General features: G+C 64.0%; 17 protein-coding genes. 12 read left to right on the top strand and 5 right to left on the bottom strand.

Annotated elements, in window-relative coordinates; genetic code table 11:
• Positions 1–53 precede the first annotated feature (53 nt).
• From ABEA18_RS14195 to ABEA18_RS14185, 3 genes are all read left to right on the top strand, one after another.
• Entirely contained in the window at positions 54–1,124 is a 1,071-nt protein-coding gene (locus ABEA18_RS14195; RefSeq protein WP_345450035.1) for a Gfo/Idh/MocA family protein, read from the top strand.
• A gap of 100 nt (positions 1,125–1,224) precedes the next feature.
• Complete coding sequence (locus tag ABEA18_RS14190; RefSeq protein ID WP_345450033.1) at positions 1,225–2,175, top strand: hypothetical protein; 951 nt, start codon at positions 1,225–1,227, stop codon at positions 2,173–2,175.
• Positions 2,176–2,282: 107 nt separating this feature from the next.
• Positions 2,283–3,824, top strand: coding sequence for a hypothetical protein (locus tag ABEA18_RS14185; RefSeq protein ID WP_345450031.1), 1,542 nt, complete (start codon positions 2,283–2,285; stop codon positions 3,822–3,824).
• Positions 3,825–3,946: 122 nt separating this feature from the next.
• On the opposite strand, the gene ABEA18_RS14180 is transcribed toward ABEA18_RS14185, so the two are convergent.
• The gene (locus tag ABEA18_RS14180) at positions 3,947–5,434 is read right to left on the bottom strand and encodes a chlorohydrolase family protein (RefSeq protein WP_345450029.1); all 1,488 of its coding nucleotides are present in this window, start codon (positions 5,432–5,434) and stop codon (positions 3,947–3,949) included.
• A gap of 210 nt (positions 5,435–5,644) precedes the next feature.
• On the opposite strand from ABEA18_RS14180, the gene ABEA18_RS14175 reads away from it, so the two are divergent.
• The gene (locus tag ABEA18_RS14175; protein ID WP_345450027.1) at positions 5,645–7,054 is read left to right on the top strand and encodes a DUF3100 domain-containing protein; all 1,410 of its coding nucleotides are present in this window, start codon (positions 5,645–5,647) and stop codon (positions 7,052–7,054) included.
• A 908-nt stretch (positions 7,055–7,962) separates the two neighbouring features.
• The gene (locus ABEA18_RS14170) at positions 7,963–8,460 is read left to right on the top strand and encodes a uracil-DNA glycosylase family protein (protein WP_345450232.1); all 498 of its coding nucleotides are present in this window, start codon (positions 7,963–7,965) and stop codon (positions 8,458–8,460) included.
• A gap of 5 nt (positions 8,461–8,465) precedes the next feature.
• Here the strand turns inward: ABEA18_RS14170 and ABEA18_RS14165 are convergent, their stop codons facing one another.
• Positions 8,466–8,912, bottom strand: coding sequence for a DoxX family protein (locus ABEA18_RS14165; RefSeq protein WP_345450025.1), 447 nt, complete (start codon positions 8,910–8,912; stop codon positions 8,466–8,468).
• A gap of 115 nt (positions 8,913–9,027) precedes the next feature.
• On the opposite strand from ABEA18_RS14165, the gene ABEA18_RS14160 reads away from it, so the two are divergent.
• A complete protein-coding gene (locus ABEA18_RS14160) occupies positions 9,028–10,128 on the top strand; it encodes an FAD-dependent oxidoreductase (protein WP_345450231.1) in 1,101 nt (366 codons plus the stop codon).
• Between the two features lie 80 nt (positions 10,129–10,208).
• On the opposite strand, the gene ABEA18_RS14155 is transcribed toward ABEA18_RS14160, so the two are convergent.
• Positions 10,209–12,428, bottom strand: a complete 2,220-nt coding sequence (locus ABEA18_RS14155; RefSeq protein WP_345450023.1) for an NADP-dependent isocitrate dehydrogenase — start codon at positions 12,426–12,428, stop codon at positions 10,209–10,211.
• 210 nt (positions 12,429–12,638) lie between these two features.
• Here ABEA18_RS14155 and ABEA18_RS14150 point away from each other — a divergent pair, with 210 nt between their 5' ends.
• Both ABEA18_RS14150 and ABEA18_RS14145 read left to right on the top strand, forming a co-directional pair.
• A complete protein-coding gene (locus ABEA18_RS14150; RefSeq protein ID WP_345450021.1) occupies positions 12,639–13,631 on the top strand; it encodes a trypsin-like serine peptidase in 993 nt (330 codons plus the stop codon).
• Between the two features lie 173 nt (positions 13,632–13,804).
• A complete protein-coding gene (locus ABEA18_RS14145; protein ID WP_345450019.1) occupies positions 13,805–14,839 on the top strand; it encodes a trypsin-like serine peptidase in 1,035 nt (344 codons plus the stop codon).
• A gap of 191 nt (positions 14,840–15,030) precedes the next feature.
• On the opposite strand, the gene purH is transcribed toward ABEA18_RS14145, so the two are convergent.
• Positions 15,031–16,713 (bottom strand): bifunctional phosphoribosylaminoimidazolecarboxamide formyltransferase/IMP cyclohydrolase, encoded by a 1,683-nt coding sequence (gene purH / locus ABEA18_RS14140; protein WP_345450017.1) that lies wholly within the window; start codon positions 16,711–16,713, stop codon positions 15,031–15,033.
• A gap of 120 nt (positions 16,714–16,833) precedes the next feature.
• Between purH and ABEA18_RS14135 the strand changes: the two genes are divergently transcribed.
• From ABEA18_RS14135 to ABEA18_RS14125, 3 genes are read left to right on the top strand one after another with little or no spacing between them, the layout of a single operon-like run.
• Positions 16,834–17,772, top strand: coding sequence for an N-acetylglucosamine kinase (locus ABEA18_RS14135; RefSeq protein WP_345450016.1), 939 nt, complete (start codon positions 16,834–16,836; stop codon positions 17,770–17,772).
• A complete protein-coding gene (murQ, locus tag ABEA18_RS14130) occupies positions 17,756–18,721 on the top strand; it encodes an N-acetylmuramic acid 6-phosphate etherase (protein ID WP_345450015.1) in 966 nt (321 codons plus the stop codon). Before ABEA18_RS14135 ends, murQ begins: the two co-directional genes overlap by 17 nt.
• A 19-nt stretch (positions 18,722–18,740) precedes the next feature.
• Entirely contained in the window at positions 18,741–20,093 is a 1,353-nt protein-coding gene (locus tag ABEA18_RS14125) for an MFS transporter (RefSeq protein ID WP_345450014.1), read from the top strand.
• Positions 20,094–20,189: 96 nt separating this feature from the next.
• On the opposite strand, the gene purN is transcribed toward ABEA18_RS14125, so the two are convergent.
• Complete coding sequence (gene purN, locus ABEA18_RS14120) at positions 20,190–20,762, bottom strand: phosphoribosylglycinamide formyltransferase (RefSeq protein WP_345450013.1); 573 nt, start codon at positions 20,760–20,762, stop codon at positions 20,190–20,192.
• Between the two features lie 38 nt (positions 20,763–20,800).
• Between purN and ABEA18_RS14115 the strand changes: the two genes are divergently transcribed.
• Positions 20,801–21,223, top strand: a complete 423-nt coding sequence (locus ABEA18_RS14115) for a hypothetical protein (RefSeq protein WP_345450012.1) — start codon at positions 20,801–20,803, stop codon at positions 21,221–21,223.
• Positions 21,224–21,246 lie beyond the last annotated feature (23 nt).

Here is a 21,246-nt window from a genome sequence, read left to right as displayed (position 1 = left end):
TGACTTGAGCGTGTGCTGTATGACGCCTGCGGCGGAGTGAGAGGATAGGCCGCATGAGTCTGCATATCGCCAAGCCATGGTTGTTCAGCCAGCCGAACCAGGATCCCCGCGCCGCCACCGGCAAGGCCCTGAACTGGGGCATTATCGCCACGGGAGGGATCGCGAGAACCGTGAGCGGCGACCTCGCCCAGCTCGAGGACGCAAACCTTTACGCAGTGAGTTCGCGGCGCCAGGAGTCCGCGGATGCCTTTGCCGCCGCGCATGGGGTCACGAAGTCCTATGGCGAGGACGGCGGTGTACCCGGCTACCAGCGGCTGCTCGCCGATGACGCCGTCGACGTCGTCTACGTGGCCACCCCGCATGCCCAGCATTTCCAGATCGTCAAGGACGCCCTCAACGCGGGCAAGCACGTCCTGTGCGAGAAGTCGTTGACCATCAACGGCCGTGAAGCGGCAGAGCTCGTCGCTTTGGCCCGGGAACGGAAATTGTTCCTCATGGAAGCCGTATGGAGTCGGTTCCTGCCCAGCATGCAGAGGGCATTCGCCATTGCCGGGTCCGGCGAGCTGGGCGACATCAAATGGGTCAGCGCCGATCTTGGTTTCCCTGCCCCCTACGATCCTTCCGCCCGCATCTGGGCCCCGGCGGCCGGCGGCGGGGCACTTTTGGACCTCACGGTATACGCTCTGCTGTGGCCTTTGGGCACCCTCGGTTTCCCGCAGTCAGTCAGCGCGGTGGGCACTTTGACGGACGACGGCGTCGACTCCCAGAATGCGCTCACGCTGGCTTACGACGGCGGTGCCATCGCCCAGCTGACGTCTTCGTTACTGGCCCATGGGCCGCGCTCAGCGTCCGTTGCGGGATCCAAGGGCTTCCTCCAGACTCAGGGGTCCATCAACAATCCGCGTGAGCTTCTGATTCGAACCGGCTGGGATGAACCACGGACCGAACGCTTCGACGCGGTAGGGATCGGCTACACCTACGAGCTGCGTGAGGTGACACGCTGTGTCCAGCAAGGACTCACCGAAAGTCCTGTGATGCCCTTGGACGATTCGTTGAACACGATGCGCCTCTTCGACGGGGTGCGATCCCAGCTCGGCGTCCGGTACGCCAACGACGCCCGCTGAACTGAATGACCAATCCGTCCTCCAACGTCTGGACTAGTTAACTAGTGAGGCCTACGATGGGAGCGATCGCCTATCGAAGCTGACGCTGGGGGGTGTCGAGATGGAAGCAGAGCAAGGTAAGCCGCGCGTTCTTCATATTCTCCGCTCCGTCATGCTCGCTGGCGCCGGTGCCGTCGTTTGGATAGCCCTCTCCTCCACGGCAGCCAACGCTGATTCCGGGAACACCAACAACCACACCCTTTTGGGCGGTGCGGGCTCCGCAGTGTCGAACGTTGTACACAACGCTGCAAAGGGACTTCCCGGAACCCCCGGCAATGCAGTTGCGGCAGTTGGCGCATCCGTGCCGGCCCCGGCCGTTGTTTCCGTTCCAGTCCCCGAGGTCCAGCTACCGGCGGTCCAGGTGCCGCCTTTAGTAACGAACAAACTTCCCCAGCTGACTGGTAGCGTCGACCAACTTGTGGCCAACACGCCCGTAGTCAGCGCAGTCATCCCTGAGGGAACCGTCGGCGCCGTAACTGCAAGCGTTGTAGCGCCAGCAAGGAGCGCGGTTGACGGTGTTGGCTCCGGCGTCGGTTCCTTGATCGGAGGCCTTCCGGTCACGGTCCAAGAGATAGCTGTCCCTTCCATCCACGTCTCCGATGTCTCCGGAATAGTTGGAGCCCTTGAAGCGGGACCCGCTGTAATTGAGCTCGCTGCCGGAGTCCCTTCAACGGTGGCTCAGGATGTCGCGGCTCCGCTGCTCGGCCTCGCTGGCTACAGTGGCCCGCCGGGCCTGAATGGGACTCTCTCGAAGGCGGCAGTCCGCACTACTAGCGGTTCCAACGATCCTTCCGCGTCCCGGTCCGATGGCACATTCCCGCCGCGTGCACCAGGCGGCAGCGACACCGTCAGTGGATCTGCAGTCCTTTCCAGCAATCCTTCGGGGGCTGCCGCTGCGTGGCTCCAAGGCACGAACCTCTCTTACCCGTTGGCTGGGACCCTCGTGTCCACAGCTGCTGCTGGCAGAGTTCCGGCTCCGGTGTCGTTTGACCCGGGTTCTTCACCTGATTAGTTCCGAGCCCCGCCGCTTTCCCGGAAGTTCATTCCGGTCCGCGGCAAACGGCCGATCCGGGCGCTCCTATGCGCCTTTTGGAACTACTCGTTCAGGAGAACAACATAATGCACAGCATGATTCGCAAGGGGCTGCTTGGCACCCTCTTTGCCGGTGGGTTGATAGCCCTCGGCGCAACTGCCGCGAACGCGGCAGACACCACTACAAATGCGCTGGGCAATGCCTCAGGCACTCAAGTCGTTGCACCGGTGTCCATTCCGGTGAACCTCGGGTCGACGTCGCTCTCAATACTTGGAAATTCGGGCGCCGCGACCACCACCCCTGCACTCGCCCCGGTTTCGGCCCCGGCGATCAATTCCGGCGGAGCAGCCGTCCCGTCCGGAACCCAGGTGGTGGCTCCGATATCGGTCCCTGTTAATATCGGAGCCACCTCACTGGCGGTTCTGAGCAATTCCACCCCTGGAACGGCCTCTGGCACCCAGGCGGCGGCTCCCGTCAACGCGCCTGTCACCGTGGGTGATACCTCGGTCAACGTCCTCAGCACGACGCCTGCAGGCACCACCGGAGGCACCGGCGTCACGGCGCCGGTGAACGGACTGGCGACCGTAGGTGACACCTCGGTCAGCGTCCTCAGCACGACGCCGGCAGGCGGCACCACCGGAGGCACCGGCGTCACGGCGCCGGTGAACGGACTGGCGACCGTAGGTGACACCTCGGTCAGCGTCCTCAGCACGACGCCGGCAGGCGGCACCACCGGAGGCACCGGCGTCACGGCGCCTGTAACCGCACCGGCAACCGTCGGTGACACCTCGGTCAACGTCCTCAGCACGACGCCGACCGGAACCGCACCGGCAGGCACCGGCGTCACGGCGCCTGTAACCGCACCGGCAACCGTCGGTGACACCTCGGTCAACGTCCTCAGCACGACGCCGACAGGTACCGGCCTCCTCTCGGGTACTGGACTCACCGCGCCCTTGAACCTGCTCGGCACTACGCCGACGGGATCCACCGGAGGTACCGGCGTCACGGCGCCTGTAACCGCTCCCGTCACAGTTGGTGATACCTCGGTCAACGTCCTCAGCACGACGCCGACAGGTATCGGCATCCTCTCGGGTACGGGACTCACCGCGCCCTTGAACCTGCTCGGCACTACGCCGACGGGATCCACCGGAGGTACCGGCGTCACGGCGCCTGTAACCGCTCCCGTCACAGTTGGTGATACCTCGGTCAACCTGCTTGGCACCACGCCGACAGGTACCGGCATCCTCTCGGGTACGGGACTCATCTCAGCCTTGGGTCTTCCGCTGACGATCGACACCGCGTCGGTAGGTTTGGGTCTGCCTTCTGGCGTCACGAACCCGTCGACAGTCACCCCGCCCGTCGTGAACCAGCCGGTCGGTTCCCAGGGCTTCGTCGATCCGGCTGCAGCCGTTCCTTCGGTTGAGACGCCGTCGGCAATCGCATCCGGAACTGCAGCACAAGCCAGTGCGGCCTCCGCCAATGCGGCGGTTGCTGTTGGGGCTGGAACGGCCGTTCTTGCAAGCACTGGCTTCAATGGCCTGTGGTTGCTGTTCGCGGCAGCGCTGCTGTTGCTTGGCCTCATCGTAGTGGTAGGTAGCCGGAAGATCCGGGCAACAATTCCCGCATAATCACTGGCTCGGGCTTCTCCACCGCATTGGATGTAGCCCGCTCCCGGCTCCTCCGCAGGGCAAACAGCCCCGCGGAGGAGCTCATGCGGTGGAACCATGGCCCGATCCCAGCCTTCGGTGCGTTACGCCGTCGTGCTATGGATCCGAACCGACGCCGGGGCGTAGACCGGGGGAAACAGCTTGGACGAATCGCGCCGCCGGTAGTCGCGTTCGCCGTAGGCTTCCACCATCTGTCCAAAAAGCTGCTGACCCTCACCGCGCAGTTCATCCAGTTCGATGCCTGGGAGGGAGCCGCCAACAACTACGGGGCGGCCTGCAACGTACGTGTCGGTGACATTGCGTGCCGAACCGTTGAGGATTAGCGTGCGCAATGGATCTTCCACGACCCCATCACGGAAGTCCCCCAAAGAGGCGACCATAATGTCGGCTTGGGCGCCCGGACACAGGCGTCCCAGGTCGTCGCGGCCCAATGCCTTGGCACCACCCAAAGTGGCAGCGTCGAAGAACGCCGACACCGTGCCGGCGTCCCGCCGACCCTCAGCGATGCGCGCCAGGTGCGTGCCGATATCGATGCCCTTGATCAGGTCCGGCGGGAACGAATCGGTTCCAAGGCACATGTTGACTCCGGCAGCCGCGAAGGCGTCAAAGGACGTGAGCATGCCTGAGTAGTGGAACGATGTCAGGGGGCAGTGGATGATGCTGACGTCATGCCGGGCCAGCACATCCAACGGGCCGCCCTCTGCGCTGGAGGACGGGTCGGTGCCGTCGATAACAACCCCATGGGGGATGAGGAGCCGTGTGTCCAGCAGGCCGGAATCCGAAAGCTGCTCCAGGACGGTGCGCCCGGTGAGCTTGACGAGGAACCCGTCTTCATTCGCTCCCTGGAGGCAATGGAGGCGGACCAATGCGTTGCGCTCGGTGGCCAGCTCGGCAGTCCGGCGCATCAGTTCGTCAGAAAGTGTCTCGATTCGGCACGGCAGCAGGACACCGGTAAGCAACGGATGTCCTAGCTCGCCGGCGTAGTCGAGGAACCGTGCGGCGTCGGCGAATCCTTTATGTCCTTCCTCCTCGTCGAAGAGGATCACGCGTTGGCCGTCGTGGTCGGTGACGTTGATCCCCGAGCGGTACGCGGGGCCCAGAAAACCGCGCAGACCGAGCTCGATGCTGGACTGCGCCATCCCTTTGAGCTCTTCGAAGGTTTCAGCCCATGAGCTGTGGATCTCCGAAGCAATCGGCATGTAAGTGGTCACTCCGTGCAAGGCCAGTTGCGCCAATGCGAACTTTCGCACGCTCTGGCGCTGCGCCGCGGTGAAGACATCGCGCCGGCGGTTGTGGAAGTAGTCCGCAGACCATTGCAAGCCCGGGGCGGTCTCGTCTGTGGGCCAGGAGTCGAAGATCATGTGATCAATGTCCGTCAGGGCATCCAGATCGATGAGGCCAGGTGCGATGAGGCTCTGTCCAAAGTCCCGGCGTTCGTCCACAGGCCCCGTGTAGTCGGTACCCACGTAGATGATCTCGTCATCCCTCATCACCACGTGCCCATCCGTGTGCATGACGTGCCCGGCCCCGTCATAGCCAAGGACGTACCGGGCAGAAAGCTGAGTGAACATAAACCCTCCAAGTTTGGTATCCCAAGATCAAAAAGCTGCAGATCAAGTCCGGAATCGGCCGAACGCACGAATGCCCTAGATTTGGGTGACTCTGAGCAGCTTCTGTGACATGTCTTGCATTGCGATGTGATCCACCTTACCATCTCTGGTATACCAAATGGCATGGACGTATCCGTCCCTCGCCACTGCAGCACACGAAGGGTGCACATCATGAAGAACCAATCCACAACCACTCCGGAGGTGGATACGCCCGTAGTCAATGTCGATCACGGACCGGTCCGCCTCTTCACCCCGACCGCACGGCAATGGGGATCGATGATCCTGCTGTCCACAGCCGTCTGCGCCATCGCCATCCTGGCCGGAACACACAAGATTCCCCTGGGCAACGCCGCTATCGTGCTCATGCCCGTCTTGTGGGCCGTGCTGATTGGCGCTGTCATCGGCGTCCAGAAGGTGCGCCCCATGTCCGGCCAGAGCCGTGCCGTGGCCTCGGTATTGCTCAACGTCAGCATCGTCATGTTCCTGGGGGCCCTCGGCACCCAGGTGGGACCCTCCTTCGCCAAACTGACTTCCCTCGGTCCGGCCATCCTGCTCCAGGAAGTCGGCCACATCTTCGGAACCGTCATCATTGCCCTGCCGGTCGGCGTCGCGCTGGGCATGGGCCGCACGGCCATCGGTGCCACCTGGGCAATTGACCGGGAATCTTACTTGGCCTACGCACTGCAGCGTTTCGGCGTGAAATCCCCGGTCTACCGCGGCGTATTCTCGGTGTGGCTGCTGGGCAGCGTCTTCGGCGCCGTCTTCATCTCCCTCCTGGCCGGCTTGCTCGGCGGAATGGGCATCTTCGACCCGCTTGCGCTGGCGCTGGGCCTGGGCCTCGGCTCGGGATCCATGATGCTTGGCGGCGTGGCGGCTCTGTCCATCCTTTATCCGGGGCAGGCACCGGAGATCATGGCGCTGGCGGCCCTGTCGAACCTCGTGACGAACCTTGTGGGCTTCTACGCCGGGGCCTTCCTTTCGTTGCCGATGTCCTTGCGGCTCTACAAGTTCTGGGCGCGCCTCTTCCGCCGCGATGACGAGGGCAAGCGTCTTGACCGCCACGGGAACGCCGTTGCCGCGAAGCTGCGCCGGCCACAGGACCGAAACAAGGTGGACGTTTCAGCCGTGTTCCAGGACCCCGAGGTGCGCACGAAGCCCTCAACGTGGATTATCGCTTTCGGTGCAAGCATCGCCGCGGGCGTGGTCCTCAACGCCTTGGGCACCAAGTCCATAAGCGTCAATGACGGCATTGGCGTGATGATCCTTGGCCTCCTTACCGCACTGGCATTCGTGCTGGCCAAGTACGTTCCTGCCGTGCCGTCGAGCGTATGGGTCCTTGCGCTCGCCACGTTGGCAACAGCTCCGATTCTGCCTTTCAGTGGCTTGATCGTCTCCTTCACCCACAACCTTGACCCGCTCTACGTGGGCCTTGGCTCGATCGCCTTGCTCGGCATGAACGTCGGGCGCGACATCAACGCGCTGAAGACCCTGAACTGGCGCACAGTGATTGTGGCGACAATCACGTTCTCCGCAAGTTTCATAGCAGCTGCGGCACTTGCACAATTCGTCATCCATGTCTGAGCGCTGACGCCGAACAACTGACGCCGAACAAGGGCGGTGGAATGGACTCTTTCGTTCATTCCACCGCCCTCTCGTGTCTCTGCTCCCGCCCTCGGGGGCGCATCCGGGTGATGTTCGACGCATCGCGGTTCCTTCACGCCCCGGGGCAGCGCGACATACCGCGTCAGGTGAACGGCGGAAGGACACCAGACCACCTGTGGCTTGCTAAGATCTAAAGGCTCAACCCGGCCCCCGGGAGAGCCCCCCATCAACTGGTCCGGAACGGACGTGCCCCCACGCGCCCGATACCGGCCCCTGCCCGACCCCAGGAGACCCCTGCTCTCATGACCGCATTGGCCGAACCGGACTTTTTCGACGTACACGACGAGGATTACCGCAGCGAACTGGACTCGCGGTACGAGGAAGGTTTCGGGCGCGGCCCCGAGCTCGACGACGACTACGGCAGCGGCTACGACGAACTCGACAAGCTCTTCGATGGTTTGTTCGACGACGAGGATGACCTGGACGCACCGGCCAAGGCCGAAAAGAAGGTTCCGGCCCGGAGAGACGCTCCGAAGGCCGCCGCCGTTAAGACGTCCGCGCCGAAGAAGGCTTCCTCAATTTCGATGCCCAAGGCCAGTCCGGTCGTTACCCGCAAGGTGGAACCTGTTGCCGCTCCTGCCGTCGAAGAGACGCCGACGGTAACCGTCGTCGAGCCCGCCGCCGTCGAGCCCGCCGCCGTCGAGCCCGCCGCCGTCGAGCGCGCCGCCGTCGAACCGGCGAGCGACGCAGCGGCTCCCGCCGAAGAAGCCGTGACCCCCGCGATTCCGGACAGCCCCTTCTTCGCCCCGCACATCGCCCCGGTCAACGAGCATGTGGAGTTCCTCCGCAAGCTCCGCCCGGGTTTTGAGGTCCCCTACGTGGATCCGATGCACTCCGTGGAGGACTGCCGGATTGTCACCCTGTTTTCCAATACCAGCGAGGCCTCCTCGCGGGGCGTTGTCTGGGCGGGCGACGACGCCGCCGCCACCCGGCTACTGGGCCTGCAGTTCCAACTCGGCCTGCGCCCGGAATGGATGATGCCGTGGAACACCCACCCGTGGTTCACTCCCGGCGAGGCGAACGGAAAGCTGACTCCGGAGCAGGTCGCCGCCGGCTTGAAGCCGCTCCTCGCTTTCCTCAAACTCGTTCCACGCGCCTCGGCGATCGTCGCCCACGGAACGGAAGCCAACCGCCTCGCGCAAATGCTCCTCAAGACCGACAACCAGCTGATCTGGCGCCGCGGCCTGAAGGTCTACAAGGCCCGTTCGCTGCACGGGCGCGCCTTCGCCGGTTCCAAGGAGCGTCAGACCGAATGGCTGATAGAAATGGGCCGCTCCTACGCGGACGCCATGGCCCGCGCGGGTCTCCAGGCCGGACGACGCTAGGGCGCCTAGCGCCGTGACTTCCGGGCTGGCTTTCCTGCAAACAGTTTCCGGTCCAGCGAAAGCGCCCCGGAACCGATGAAGGCAAACGCCAACGCCAACGCGATATACAGAATGAGCAGCTCCGCGTTGATTCCGGGACTACTGCTCAACAATGGCTTGCCTGATTCGGTGACAAACCAGATCCCTGCGTACATGAGGGCCGCCAGGAAGCCGGCCACCCTGGTCAGGGCGCCGAGCACCAAAAGCGCGCCCAAACCGGTTTCGCCCCAGATGACGAGCCAGGACATCAGCTCCGCTTTTTGAACACCCATGGCGGCGATGGTTGCCTCGAACGCAGGCTGCCCCGCGAGCAGCTTCTGGACCCCATGAAGCAGCAAAAGGCCGCCGAACACGATCCTCAGAAACGCGATGCCACGCGAGGACGAGATCTGCGAGGGAAGGAGGAATTTCACCCGGTCCAATCTTCCATGCCGAGGGCACAGCTCAAAACAGCCGCTCCGTCCACGGCAGAATGGAACTGCAGTGGACCTCGATGGGAGGCCGCAAGACAGGATGGGTGAATCCGGGATGGATGTTGACGTCGTCGTAGTCGGCGGAGGCGCAATGGGATCAGCTGCGGCGCGGCAGCTCGCACTCAGGGGGCGATCAGTGCTCCTCCTCGAGCAGTTTGAGGAGGGGCACCATGTGGGCGCTTCGCACGGAGCCACGCGCAACTTCAATACGGCATATGCGGAGGACGACTATCTCGCCCTGGTCAGCGAAGCGAGGGAGCTCTGGGACGGGATCGCAGAGGAGACCGAAACGCAATTGTTGGATCTTGTGGGTCTGGCCAACCACGGAAATGTTGCCCGGCTCCGGGAAGTTCGCACCGCGCACGCAGAGCGGGGCATCGCAAGCCATTTCATCTCCGCGAAGGAGGCGTCAGACCGTTGGCAGGGCATGGTCTTCCGAAGCGATGTTCTCTTTGTGCCGGACTCGGGCCGCGTCCGTGCGGCCGAGGCCCTCAGGGCGCTGCGCGCATCGGCCGAGGCGCACGGCGCTCGCTTCACGTATTCCACACCGGTTCGCGACATCCGCGTCCTCGGCGAGGATCGCGCCGTCGTCGTGACTGATTCGCTGGAGATCACCGCGCGCCGGGTTGTCATCACGGCGGGCGCCTGGACCACCAAGTTTGTCGGGGCGCAGGTGCCGCTCCCCCGTTTGGTGGTCACCCAGGAGCAACCTGCCCATTTCGCACCCATCGATGATTGCCAGTCCTGGCCGAGTTTCAACCACGCGCCGGACCCCGGAGATCCCCGTGACGACTATTGGTACAGCCCTGTCTATGGGATGCTCACGCCGGGCGAAGGGGTCAAGGCGGGGTGGCACGGCGTAGGGCCGGTTACCGATCCTGATGCCCGCACGTTCCAGCCCGAGCCGGTCCAGCTGGAGGCCCTGCGCCGCTACGCTCGTGAATGGCTGCCAGGGGTCGACGCCGAATCGGCGGTTCCCATCAGCTGCACCTACACGAGCACGGCCAACGAAGACTTCGTTCTCGACCGTTTTGGACCGCTGGTGGTCGGGGCCGGGTTCTCCGGGCACGGATTCAAGTTCACCCCTGCTATCGGCCGCGTGCTTGCCGATCTTGTCGACGGGCTCGACGCGCCGCACCGCTTCCGCCGCCCTTAAATGTAACTAGCTCGAAGTTGTTGTCGTTATGAGCTCTCAAAACGACAACAACTGCGAGCTAGTTGGGTGGTGCGGGGCGCTTAGTTCAGCGTGGCGACAACCTCGTTGAGCTTTGCGGAAGGACGCATCACGGCCTCTGCCTTGGCGGAGTCGGGGCGGTAGTAGCCGCCGATGTCGGCAGGCGAACCCTGGACCGCGAGCAGCTCGGCGATGATGGTGTCCTCATTGGACGTCAAGGCCTCGGCGACGGCGGAGAACGCGGCTGCGAGCTCGGCGTCGTCGGTCTGCTGCGCAAGTTCCTGCGCCCAGTACTTGGCGAGGTAGTAGTGGCTGCCTCGGTTGTCGAGCTCGCCCACCTTGCGCTTCGGGGACTTGTTGTCCAGCAGGAACGTGCCCGTTGCGCGGTCCAGCGTGTCGGCGAGGACCTGGGCCCGCGCATTGCCGGTGGTGGTGGCAAGGTGCTCGAAGCTCACGGCCAGTGCGAGGAATTCGCCCAGGCTGTCCCAGCGCAAGTGGTTTTCCTGCAGGAGCTGCTGGACGTGCTTCGGAGCCGATCCGCCGGCACCGGTCTCGAAGAGCCCGCCGCCATTGATCAGCGGGACCACTGAGAGCATCTTGGCGCTGGTGCCAAGTTCGAGGATCGGGAACAGGTCGGTGAGGTAGTCACGCAACACGTTGCCAGTCACCGAGATGGTGTCTTCGCCCTTGCGGATCCGCTCCAGCGTGAACGCGGTGGCCTTCTCCGGGGACATGATTTCGATCTGCAGGCCCTCGGTGTCGTGGTCCTTCAGGTATTCCTTGACCTTGGCGATCAGCTGGGCGTCGTGGGCGCGGGTTTCGTCGAGCCAGAAGACAGCCGGCATCTTGGAGGCGCGGGCACGGGTGACAGCCAGCTTGACCCAGTCGCGGATCGGCACGTCCTTGGTCTGGCAGGCGCGCCAGATGTCGCCCGGGGAGACCTGGTGTTCGATCAGCACGGTTCCGGAGGAATCCACAAGCTGCATGGTCCCCGCATACTCAACCTCGAAGGTCTTGTTGTGGCTGCCGTATTCCTCAGCTGCTTGTGCCATCAGGCCGACGTTCGGAACCGTACCCATGGTGGTGGGATCGAAGGCGCCGTGGGCACGGCAGTCATCGATGACCACTTGGTAGACATCCGCATAGCAGCTGTCCGGAATGACCGCGAGGGTATCGGCTTCCTTGCCGTCCGGTCCCCACATGTGGCCGGAGCTGCGGATCATTGCCGGCATCGAAGCGTCAACAATGATGTCGCTGGGAACGTGCAGGTTGGTGATGCCCTTGTCGGAATTGACCATGGCCAGTGCCGGGCCGTCCGCCAGGCCCTTCTTGATGGCCGCCTTGATTCCTTCGCGGACGTCCTCCGGGAGTTCATCGAGGCCGTTGAGGATGGAAGCGAGGCCGTTGTTGGCGCTCAGGCCGGCAGCAGCGATCTGCTTGCCGTAGGTGTCGAAAAGCTCGGAGAAATACGCCTTGACGACGTGGCCGAAGATGATTGGATCGGAGACCTTCATCATGGTGGCCTTCAGGTGTGCCGAGAAGAGCACGCCTTCTTCCTTGGCGCGGACCACCTGGGCAGCCAGGAACTCGTCCAAGGCCGCGGCGCGCAACACGGTGCCGTCCACTACTTCACCAGCGAGAACGGGGAACGCCGGCTTGAGGACCTTGACGGTGCCGTCTTCGCGGACGATCTGGATTTTGACGGTGTCATCGGCGGGGATGACCACGGACTTCTCGTTGGAGCGGAAGTCGTTCTCCGTCATGTGCGCAACGTTGGTCTTGGAGTCCGCGCTCCAGGCACCCATGGAGTGCGGATTCTGGCGGGCGTAGTTCTTCACCGACAGAGGCGCGCGGCGGTCCGAGTTGCCTTCACGCAGGACCGGGTTCACGGCCGAGCCCTTGATCTTGTCGTAACGCGAGCGGATGTCCGTCTCTTCGTCAGAGGAGGGGTTGTCCGGGTAGTCCGGAAGCGCGTAACCCTGTCCCTGGAGCTCGGCAATGGCTGCCTTCAGCTGCGGGACGGATGCGCTGATGTTGGGGAGCTTGATGATGTTCGCTTCGGGTTTCTTTGCCAGATCACCCAGTTCGGCCAGTGCGTCACTGCTCCGCTGTTCTTCAGTCAGGTAGTCACCGAAGACGGCGATGATTCGGCCGGCGAGCGAAATGTCGCGGGTCTCGACCTCAACGCCGGCCGTCGAGGCGAAAGCTTCCACAATCGGCAGGAATGAGTACGTCGCCAGCATCGGCGCTTCGTCAGTGTGGGTATAGATAATCTTTGCCATTGGCGGGGCATCTCCCTGAAAGTCTGCAGATTTCAACATCTCTAACTTACCTGAGGGGGCCCGATTGCCGCGTACCGGGACGGCCCCGTACGAGCTGTGCAACGTCATACCCCGCCGCACCTTATGTACCTCCGCGCCAAATCGGAGTAGGTTCATGGGGTCAAACTGTGGCCGACGACACGTGGCCGCCAAACGATTGGCAGGACAATCATGACAAAGAAATCACTCCCCATCACTGGTCTCCTGAGCCTCCTTACCTCCGCCGTTTTGACCCTCTGTGCCGCTGGAGGGGCGGCAGCCGCAACGCCTTACACCGCGGTTTCGAGCTTCGCAGCGCCTGGGACGCAGCAGCTCGTCAGCTTGGCGACAACAAACACCGACCCCACGGGGTACTGGACTCCCGAACGGATGCAAGCAGCAATCCCTGGCGATGTCCTTGCCGGTATTGCCCTCGCACGAGGTGGCACCTCCAGCACCGCCAGCGGCACGGTCGAAACCGGACCGCCAGTGAAAATCGCCAGCGCCAAAGGCAGCAGCGCGAGCCTGCACCAAGACGAAGACCCCATTGACCACGTCGGCAAGGTCTTCTTCACCATGGGTGCCTTCGCCTACGTCTGCTCGGGCAACGTGGTGGTGTCGGACAACGACAGCACCGTGGCGACCGCGGGCCACTGCGTCAATGAGGGTCCTGGCGCATTCGTGAAGAACTTCGTCTTCGTTCCGGCTTATCTCAACGGCAAGGCCCCTTACGGCATCTGGCCTGCCAAAGCCCTCTACACCACTCCCCAGTGGCGCACCGCGGGCGACATCCGCTATGACACGGGCTTCGCAGTCACTGCCACGGTGAACGGCAAGCACTTGGCCGACGTCGTCGGCGCGTCCGGCGTAGAGTTCAACCAGGACCGGGGGCTCAGCTACCAAGCGTTCGGCTACCCTGCCGCCCCGCCGTTCGACGGGCAATCGCTGAAGAGCTGTTCGGGTGACGCCACCAAGGATCCGATTAATCCACAGTTCAAGGCGCAGGGCATTCCCTGCGATATGACGGGTGGATCATCGGGCGGACCATGGATGGTCGACTCAGGCCGGGATTCCTATCAAAACTCCATTACGAGCTACGGCTACCCCGGCGGCCCGGCTGTGATCTACGGGCCTTATTGGGGCTCCGTCATCCGGGATGCCTACGATTTGGCGTCCACGTCCTAGGTCCGCCGACCGCTCGGAAATAGGGCAGAATTCGCATCTTGTCAAAACGAAAGTCAAATCTCACAAATTTTGCAGAATTTCTTTACATGCTTGTCATGGCTTGGGTAGTTTCGGTTCCGTCAGTTGGCGGCCACCACCAACCGGCCGCCTTCCCCTCGATATCTAGGACAACTGTGACGAGAACCAAGACCTTGGCCACAAGCCTGCTCAGCCTCACTGCCGCCGCCTTACTCGCACTGGGCGCCGGCAGCGGGGCCACCGCGGCTCCGTCCACGAACAATGGCCCCGATGCGTCGACCGTCAGCAGCAATTCGGCTTCCGACGGCAGCACCGCTGACTATTGGACTCCTGAACGGATGAAGAATGCCGTCTCCGGCGACGTTCTCGCGAGCAAGGCGCTTGCGCGGGCACAGGCCGCAGTGGGCCTTTCCGACCTCCCGGTTTCTCCCGAGCAGGTATTTCCCGGCTTGGGGAGCGCCCTGACCGCAATCGAAGGCCAGAAAGCCGCCAGCCCGGCAGCGCCGTCCCCGGCCGTGGGCCGCAAAACGAACGCAAGTGAGTCGTCCGTTTCACACATCGGGAAGGTGTTCTTCACACTCGGCGGGGTGAACTATGTCTGCTCCGGCAATTCCGTCACCTCGGCCAACCAGAGCACGGTGTCCACCGCAGGCCACTGTCTGAACGAAGGCCCCGGAGCATTCGCAAGCAACTTCACGTTCGTTCCCGCCTACCTGGACGGCGCCGCGCCCTACGGCAAGTGGACGGCCAAGGCGCTCTACACAACCAGCCAATGGTCCTCGAATGGAAACATCCAGTACGACACCGGTTTCGCCGTGATGAACACCCTCAATGGCCAGAAGCTCTCAGACGTAGTGGGCGCCTCAGGGGTCCAGTTCAACGCCGAACGAGGACTGGCGTACAAGTCGTTCGGCTACCCCGCGGCATCGCCCTTCACCGGGGAATCCCTCAAGAGCTGCTCCGGCACGGCCGCCAACGATCCCAACAACCCCCAGTACAACACCCAGGGGATCCCCTGCAACATGACGGGCGGTTCTTCTGGTGGCCCGTGGTTCATAGGAACCAGCTCAAGCGGGTACCAGAACTCGGTGAACAGCTACGGCTACGGAAGCAACTCCAGCAACATGTACGGCCCGTACTGGGGCAAGGTCATCCAAGGCACGTACCAGACCGCGTCCACGGCCCCCTAACCCCCTCTCCCCCGGACATGCCCCCTGTTCGCTCCCAGGACTGGACATATTGCGAATATGCCCGGTCCTGACCACAAAAAATGGACATGTCCACCCGGGAACGGGGGACATGTCCATTTTTTGGTGAAGCGAGTGGACCTGGTGAAGCGAGTGGACCTGGTGGAGCGAGTGGACTTAGCGGAAGCCCGGACCTAGTGGAAGAAGTGGCGTGCTCCCGTGAAGTACATCGTGATGCCGGCGGCGTTGGCCGCGGCAATGACTTCCTCATCGCGCACTGAACCGCCAGGCTGCACGACAGCACGGACACCGGCGTCGATCAGGATCTGCAGGCCGTCGGCGAACGGGAAGAACGCGTCGGAAGCAGCCACGGCGCCGCGAGCGCGCTCGGGTGCGCCGGTCGCGGCGGCGTTGGAGGCACCGCCGGGGGCATCGCCCCCAATAGCACCGTCGGACTCCACCTGGACCCCCAAGGTGTTGGCGCGCTCGACGGCAAGTTTGCACGAGTCCAGGCGGTTGACCTGGCCCATGCCGATGCCGACTGCCGCCCCGTTGTTGGCGAGGAGGATCGCGTTGGATTTGGCGGCGCGGCAAGCGGTCCAAGCGAAGGCGAGGTCGGCCAGCGTGGCCTCGTCGGCGGCAACGCCGGCGGCGAGGGTCCAGTTGGCAGGGTTGTCGCCGTCGGCGTCCACCTTGTCGGCTTGCTGGACGAGGACGCCGCCCGAGACCTGGCGGATCTCCGTCGGGTAGCGGCCGTAGCCGTCCGGGAGGGCCAGCAGGCGGATGTTCTTCTTCTTGGACAGGATCTCAACGGCTTCCGGCTCGAAGCCAGGGGCAATGACAACCTCGGTGAAGATTCCGGCCACGGTCTTGGCCATTCCCGCCGTGACGATGCTGTTGGCGGCGATGACGCCGCCGAAAGCAGACACCGGATCGCAAGCGTGGGCCTTGGCATGGGCGTCGGCGATGGGGTCGGCGGCATCTGCGGAACCGACGGCCACACCGCAGGGGTTGGCATGCTTGATGATGGCGACGGCCGGTTCGGAGAAGTCGAACGCGGCGCGGAGGGCTGCGTCGGCGTCGACGAAGTTGTTGTAGCTCATGGCTTTGCCGTGCAGCTGGTCCGCCTGGGCAATGCCGGCGGGCGCAGCCTTGTCCACGTACAGGGCGGCCTGCTGGTGCGGGTTTTCGCCGTAGCGCAGCACCTCGGAGCGCTCGAGGGCCAGGCCGGCATAAGCGGGCCAGTCAATGACGCCGTCGCCGTCTTCGTCGAGGAACTGGCCGGCGGTCCAGGTGGCAACGGCGGTGTCGTACGTCGCGGTGTGCGCGAAGGCCTTCGCGGCCAGGCGGCGGCGTGTCTTCAGGTCGAAGCCACCAGCCGCGGCGGCTTCCACCACGGCGCCATAGAAGTTCGGGTCAACCACGATCGCGACGGCGGCATGGTTCTTGGCGGCCGAACGCACCATGGCGGGGCCTCCGATATCGATCTGCTCGACGACGTCGTCCTGCGCAGCGCCGGAGCGGACAGTCTCCACGAACGGGTAGAGGTTGACCACGACGAGGTCGAAGGGTTCAATCTCCATCTTGGCGAGCGTTTCCATGTGGGCAGGAACGCGGCGATCGGCCAGGATGCCGCCGTGCACGCGCGGGTGCAGGGTCTTGACCCGACCGTCGAGCATCTCCGGGGAGCCGGTGACTTCTTCGACTTCCTTGACCGGAATACCGGCTGCGGCGATCTTCTTCGCGGTGGAACCGGTGGAGACAATGGCGACTCCTGCTGCATGCAGGCCCTTCGCGAGCTCCTCCAGCCCCGTCTTGTCGTAAACCGAGATCAGTGCACGGCGGATGGGAACACGGTCAAGCTGCGTCAAGCTCACAAAAGTCTCCGTCTTATATCGCGGGATTCCGCGGTTGCTGGGGATATGGACGAGTTTATCGTGTTGTGGCTCCTCTTCGTTTTTCGAGACGTGGCCGCGTCCGCAACATATGGTTGGGCCATGGATTCCGAGGATGTGATTTTGGTAGCCGACGTCGGCAAGAGCCGATGCCGGGTTGAACTCAGGCAGGGCGACGAGGTGTTGGGCTCGGCGGACCAGCAGGGCTTCCCCGGCCTGGGCATGGACAACGGCGCCCGGCTCGCCTTCGAGCTGCTCGCGGACACGGCGGCCATGCTGCCGCGGGGGCTCCCGGCAGCATTCCCGCAAGGTTCGTTGCGGGGAATCGGCGCCGCCGTGGCCGGGGTAGAGGCCTCAGCGGCGAACTCCCACGAACTCGCCGTCCTGCTGTCCGAGCGCTTCAAGGTCCCGGCCGCGGTTCTCTCGGATGCCACCGCGGCCCAACTCGGCGCCCTGGACGGCGCGCCCGGAACAGTGCTGATTGTGGGCACGGGGGCTGTTGCCTTCCGCTTCGACGACGCCGGGACTCTCCACCGCGCCGACGGTTGGGGACCGCTCTTGGGCGATCGCGGAAGCGGCCGGTGGATCGGCCAGCAAGGTCTTCAGGCTGCACTTCAAGCGCACGACGGCGGAGCGGCCACGTCGTTGCTCGGCGCGGCCGCCGCGCTCGTTGGCTCACCCGCGCAGCTTCCGGCCTGGCTCGCCGAATCCGGCAATCCGGCCCGGACCATGGCGCGTTTCGCACCCGTGGTGCTGAAAGAAGCGGAGGCGGGAGACGCCGTCGCACGCGGCATTGTGGACGAAGCGTGCAGGCTCCTTGTGAACACCGTGGCCCTTGCCGCTGGCGACGCCAAGCAAGTGGCGCTCCTTGGCGGCGTCGTGAAATCGGAGTTCTTCGGCTGGCTCTTGCACAACGCCCTCGCTTCGGCTGGGATTGAGGTGGTTGCGGCTCTCGGCGATGGCATGGACGGGGCCGCCCTCGCAGCGAACCGCCGCGGGCTCCTCCAGGAAAGGTACATTCACCGTGACGGAACAGCCTGACGCTTCTTCCCCTGATTCTCCTGACGGCGACCGGCTCAAGGAACTCCGTTCCGAGCTCGAAGGCCTGCAAACAGAAGCGGCGTCGCCGGCGCTCAGTGAGTTGGACACCATGGGCACGGCCGAGCTCGTCGCCGCGATGAACGAGCAGAACCGCGGTGTCCCGGCCGCCGTCGAACAAGCCAGCGCGGAGATCGCCGCAGTGGTCGACGCCGTTGCGGAACGCCTCGCCCGCGGCGGCCGGTTGCTCTACGTCGGCGCCGGAACGGCCGGGCGGCTCGGGGTTTTGGACGCGAGCGAATGCCCGCCCACGTTCGGCACTCCCCCGGGGCTCGTCGTCGGGATCATCGCGGGCGGCAGCCAGGCCATCCAGAAGCCGGTGGAGTACGCCGAGGACAACGCCACGGCCGGGGCCCGGGACCTTCACGACATCAGCGTGACCGAGGCGGACGCCGTCGTCGGAATCTCGGCTTCGGGACGCACGCCCTACGTGATCGGCGCGCTCGAAGAGGCCCGCAGCCGAGGGGCATTCACCGCCTCGATCGCTTGCAACCACGATTCGCCCATCAGCAAACTGGCGGACGTGGCGATCGACGTCGTGGTTGGTCCCGAGTTCGTGGCCGGTTCAACGCGGCTGAAGGCGGGCACGGCGCAAAAACTCGTCTTGAACATGATCAGCACGCTCGCCATGGTCAAGCTCGGGAAGACCTACGGAAACCTGATGGTCGATCTGCGCGCTACCAACAACAAACTCCTTGCGAGGTCCCAACGGACTATCCAACACGCCACCGGCGTGGACGCGGAGACGGCGATTCGCGCGCTGGATTCCGTGGGCGGATCGGTCAAGGCGGCCATCCTGGTGCTGTTGACTGGCATCGATCCGGGCCAGGCCAAGAGCGATTTGGATGAGGCCGGCGGCTTCCTGCGAAAGGCGATCGAAAAGCACGGATAGAGTTTCCCCAGGAGGGGAAATGAATACTTACACAACCGTCCCGAGCGGCGAGCAGGTTGTCCAGGACTTGCCGTGGCGGTGGAAGGTCCAGGGCAGGATTTTCCTGATCGGAGGCCTCGGATTCATGTTCGATGCCTGGGACGTCACCCTCAACGGGATCCTCATTCCGCTGCTTTCCAAGCATTGGTCCCTCCAGCCCGCCGACGCCGGATGGATCGGCACCGCCAACTTGATCGGCATGGCCTTGGGCGCCTTCGCCTGGGGTACCATCGCGGACACCATCGGCCGGAAGCGGGCCTTCACGGCCACCCTGCTGATCTTCTCCATCTTCACGGTCCTGGGAGCTTTCGCGCCGGACTTCGTCTGGTTCTGCGTCTTCCGCTTCATGGCCGGCTTCGGGCTGGGCGGCTGCATTCCGGTGGATTACGCTCTGGTAGGTGAATTCACCCCGCGGAAGCAACGCGGCAAGGTGCTGACCGCAATGAATGGTTGGTGGCCCGTGGGCGCAGCCCTGTGCGGCTTCATTTCGGCCGGACTCGTCGCTGCCTTCGCCGATTGGCGCCTGACGATGCTCGTCATGGTGTTGCCTGCCCTGCTCGTGTTCTGGATCAGGCGGAGCGTGCCCGAATCCCCGCTCTTCCTCATCCGCAGGGGCAGACGCCAAGAGGCCGCCGACGTCATCGACAGTCTGGTCCTGGCTACGGGAGCCGAGCAACGCGCCTACAGCCTGCCCGCACCGCAGGACGCGCCGCGCCTCTCCGCCGGCAGCGCGTGGCAGCAGCTGCGCCGGGTCTGGCAGTTCGACTGGAAGATCACGACGGCGGCCTGGGCCCTGTTCTTCAGCATCCTTTTGGTCTACTACTTGAGCTTGACGTGGATGCCGCGGATTCTGATCGGCGCCGGATTCGAGGAGTACAAGGCCTTCGTAACGACAGCCGGGATGGCCGGCGTCGGGCTCCTGGGCGTGGCGGTCGCGGCGGTGCTGGTGGAGCGGGCGGGCCGCAAGTGGATCCTGGCCATCACCGGGCCGCTGTCCGCGTTGACCCTGGTGATCGTGTCCTTGGTGGTGGACATCCCGGACGCGGCGGCGTTCTGGCTCCTGGCGTTCGGCTTCGTTATCCAGGTGGCGATCCCGGTGCTCTATACCTATGTGTCGGAGCTCTACCCCACCGAGCTCCGGGGCTCCGGCTTCGGCTGGGCGTCGACGTTCTCACGGGTTGGGGCAGGCATCGGGCCGCTCGTGTTCGCCTCGTATTTCTGGCCCGAGTTCGGCTTGGCCACGTCCTTCGCCTTGGCCGGCGGGCTCATCGTGGTGGCGGTGCTGTGGATGACATTGTTTGCGCCCGAGACCAAGCAGCTCGACCTCGACTGAGCATCCCCCCGCATCCCCCCAACTGGCTCGCATTAGATGTCGTTATGAGGCTCCAAAACGACATCTAATGCGAGCCAGTTGGGTGCGAAGGAGGACTCAGGCGTGCTTTTCCGCAGCGAGCTCTGCGAGGGTCCGGACCAGGAGCCTGCGCTCCACCACCTTGATGCGTTCGTGCAGGGTGTCTTCAGTGTCGTCTGGTGCGATTTCGACGGCCTCCTGGGCGATGATGGGACCGGTGTCGACGCCGGCGTCGGCCCAGTGGACGGTGCAGCCAGTCACCTTCACGCCATAGGCCATGGCATCGCGGACTCCGTGGGCACCCGGGAAAGCGGGCAGCAATGCCGGGTGCGTGTTGAGGTACTTGCCGCCGAAGGCATCGATGAATTCCGGGCTGACAATCCGCATGAACCCGGAGGAAACCACCACGTCCGGATCGTAGGAGGCAACGGCTTTGGTAAGCGCGGAGTTCCAATCCGCCCGGTCCGCGTAGTCCTTGAAGTCCACCACGAAGGTGTCCAGTCCGGCTTCGGCAGAGCGTTCCACGCCGTAGGTACCCGGCCGGTCGGCTCCCACGGCTGCAATCTCAACGTCCAGCTCGCCCGCCTTCACGGCGTCGATGACTGCTTGGAGGTTGGAACCGGTTCCGGAGACGAGGACAACAATGCGCATTGCACTAGCTTATGGCTGGCTCGCGTAGGCTGGAAAACATGAATTCCGGCGTTGGACCCAGCCCGCAGCATCAGCCACAGAGCGAGGCTGCCAAATCAGCGCTTGCCGTTACCCAAACGCTGTTCAGGACATTCCTGCTGACTGTGCTCGGCGCCATCTTCGTCTACATCCTGAACATCAGCTACGTCTGGCTCAGTGGCATCCTCACCGTCATCGCGGGGGTGCTTGGAGTGGTGGTCCTCGTGCGGACCATCCGGTTCAAGCAGCCACGCATCGTCTTGTTTGGCACCATTTCCGGGCTCGTGGTCACGGCCGTCATGTGTCTGCTGGTGCTCACCGCGCTCGTCTTCTTCCAGCAGATCACCACCTTGGAGAACTGCGCACGAAGCGCCCTGACGCTCCACGCCCAGAACTCGTGCCAGGTCGATTTCCAGAACTCCATTCCCTCCGGATTGCGCTAGCCGGGGCGCAAGCCAGGTGAGGC

Origin of the sequence: Arthrobacter gyeryongensis (genome assembly GCF_039543785.1) — a bacterium.
GTDB classification, from domain to species: domain Bacteria; phylum Actinomycetota; class Actinomycetes; order Actinomycetales; family Micrococcaceae; genus Arthrobacter; species Arthrobacter gyeryongensis.
The sequence above is the reverse complement of the archived record's forward strand: the minus strand, read 5'-3'. Positions and strand labels throughout refer to the sequence as shown.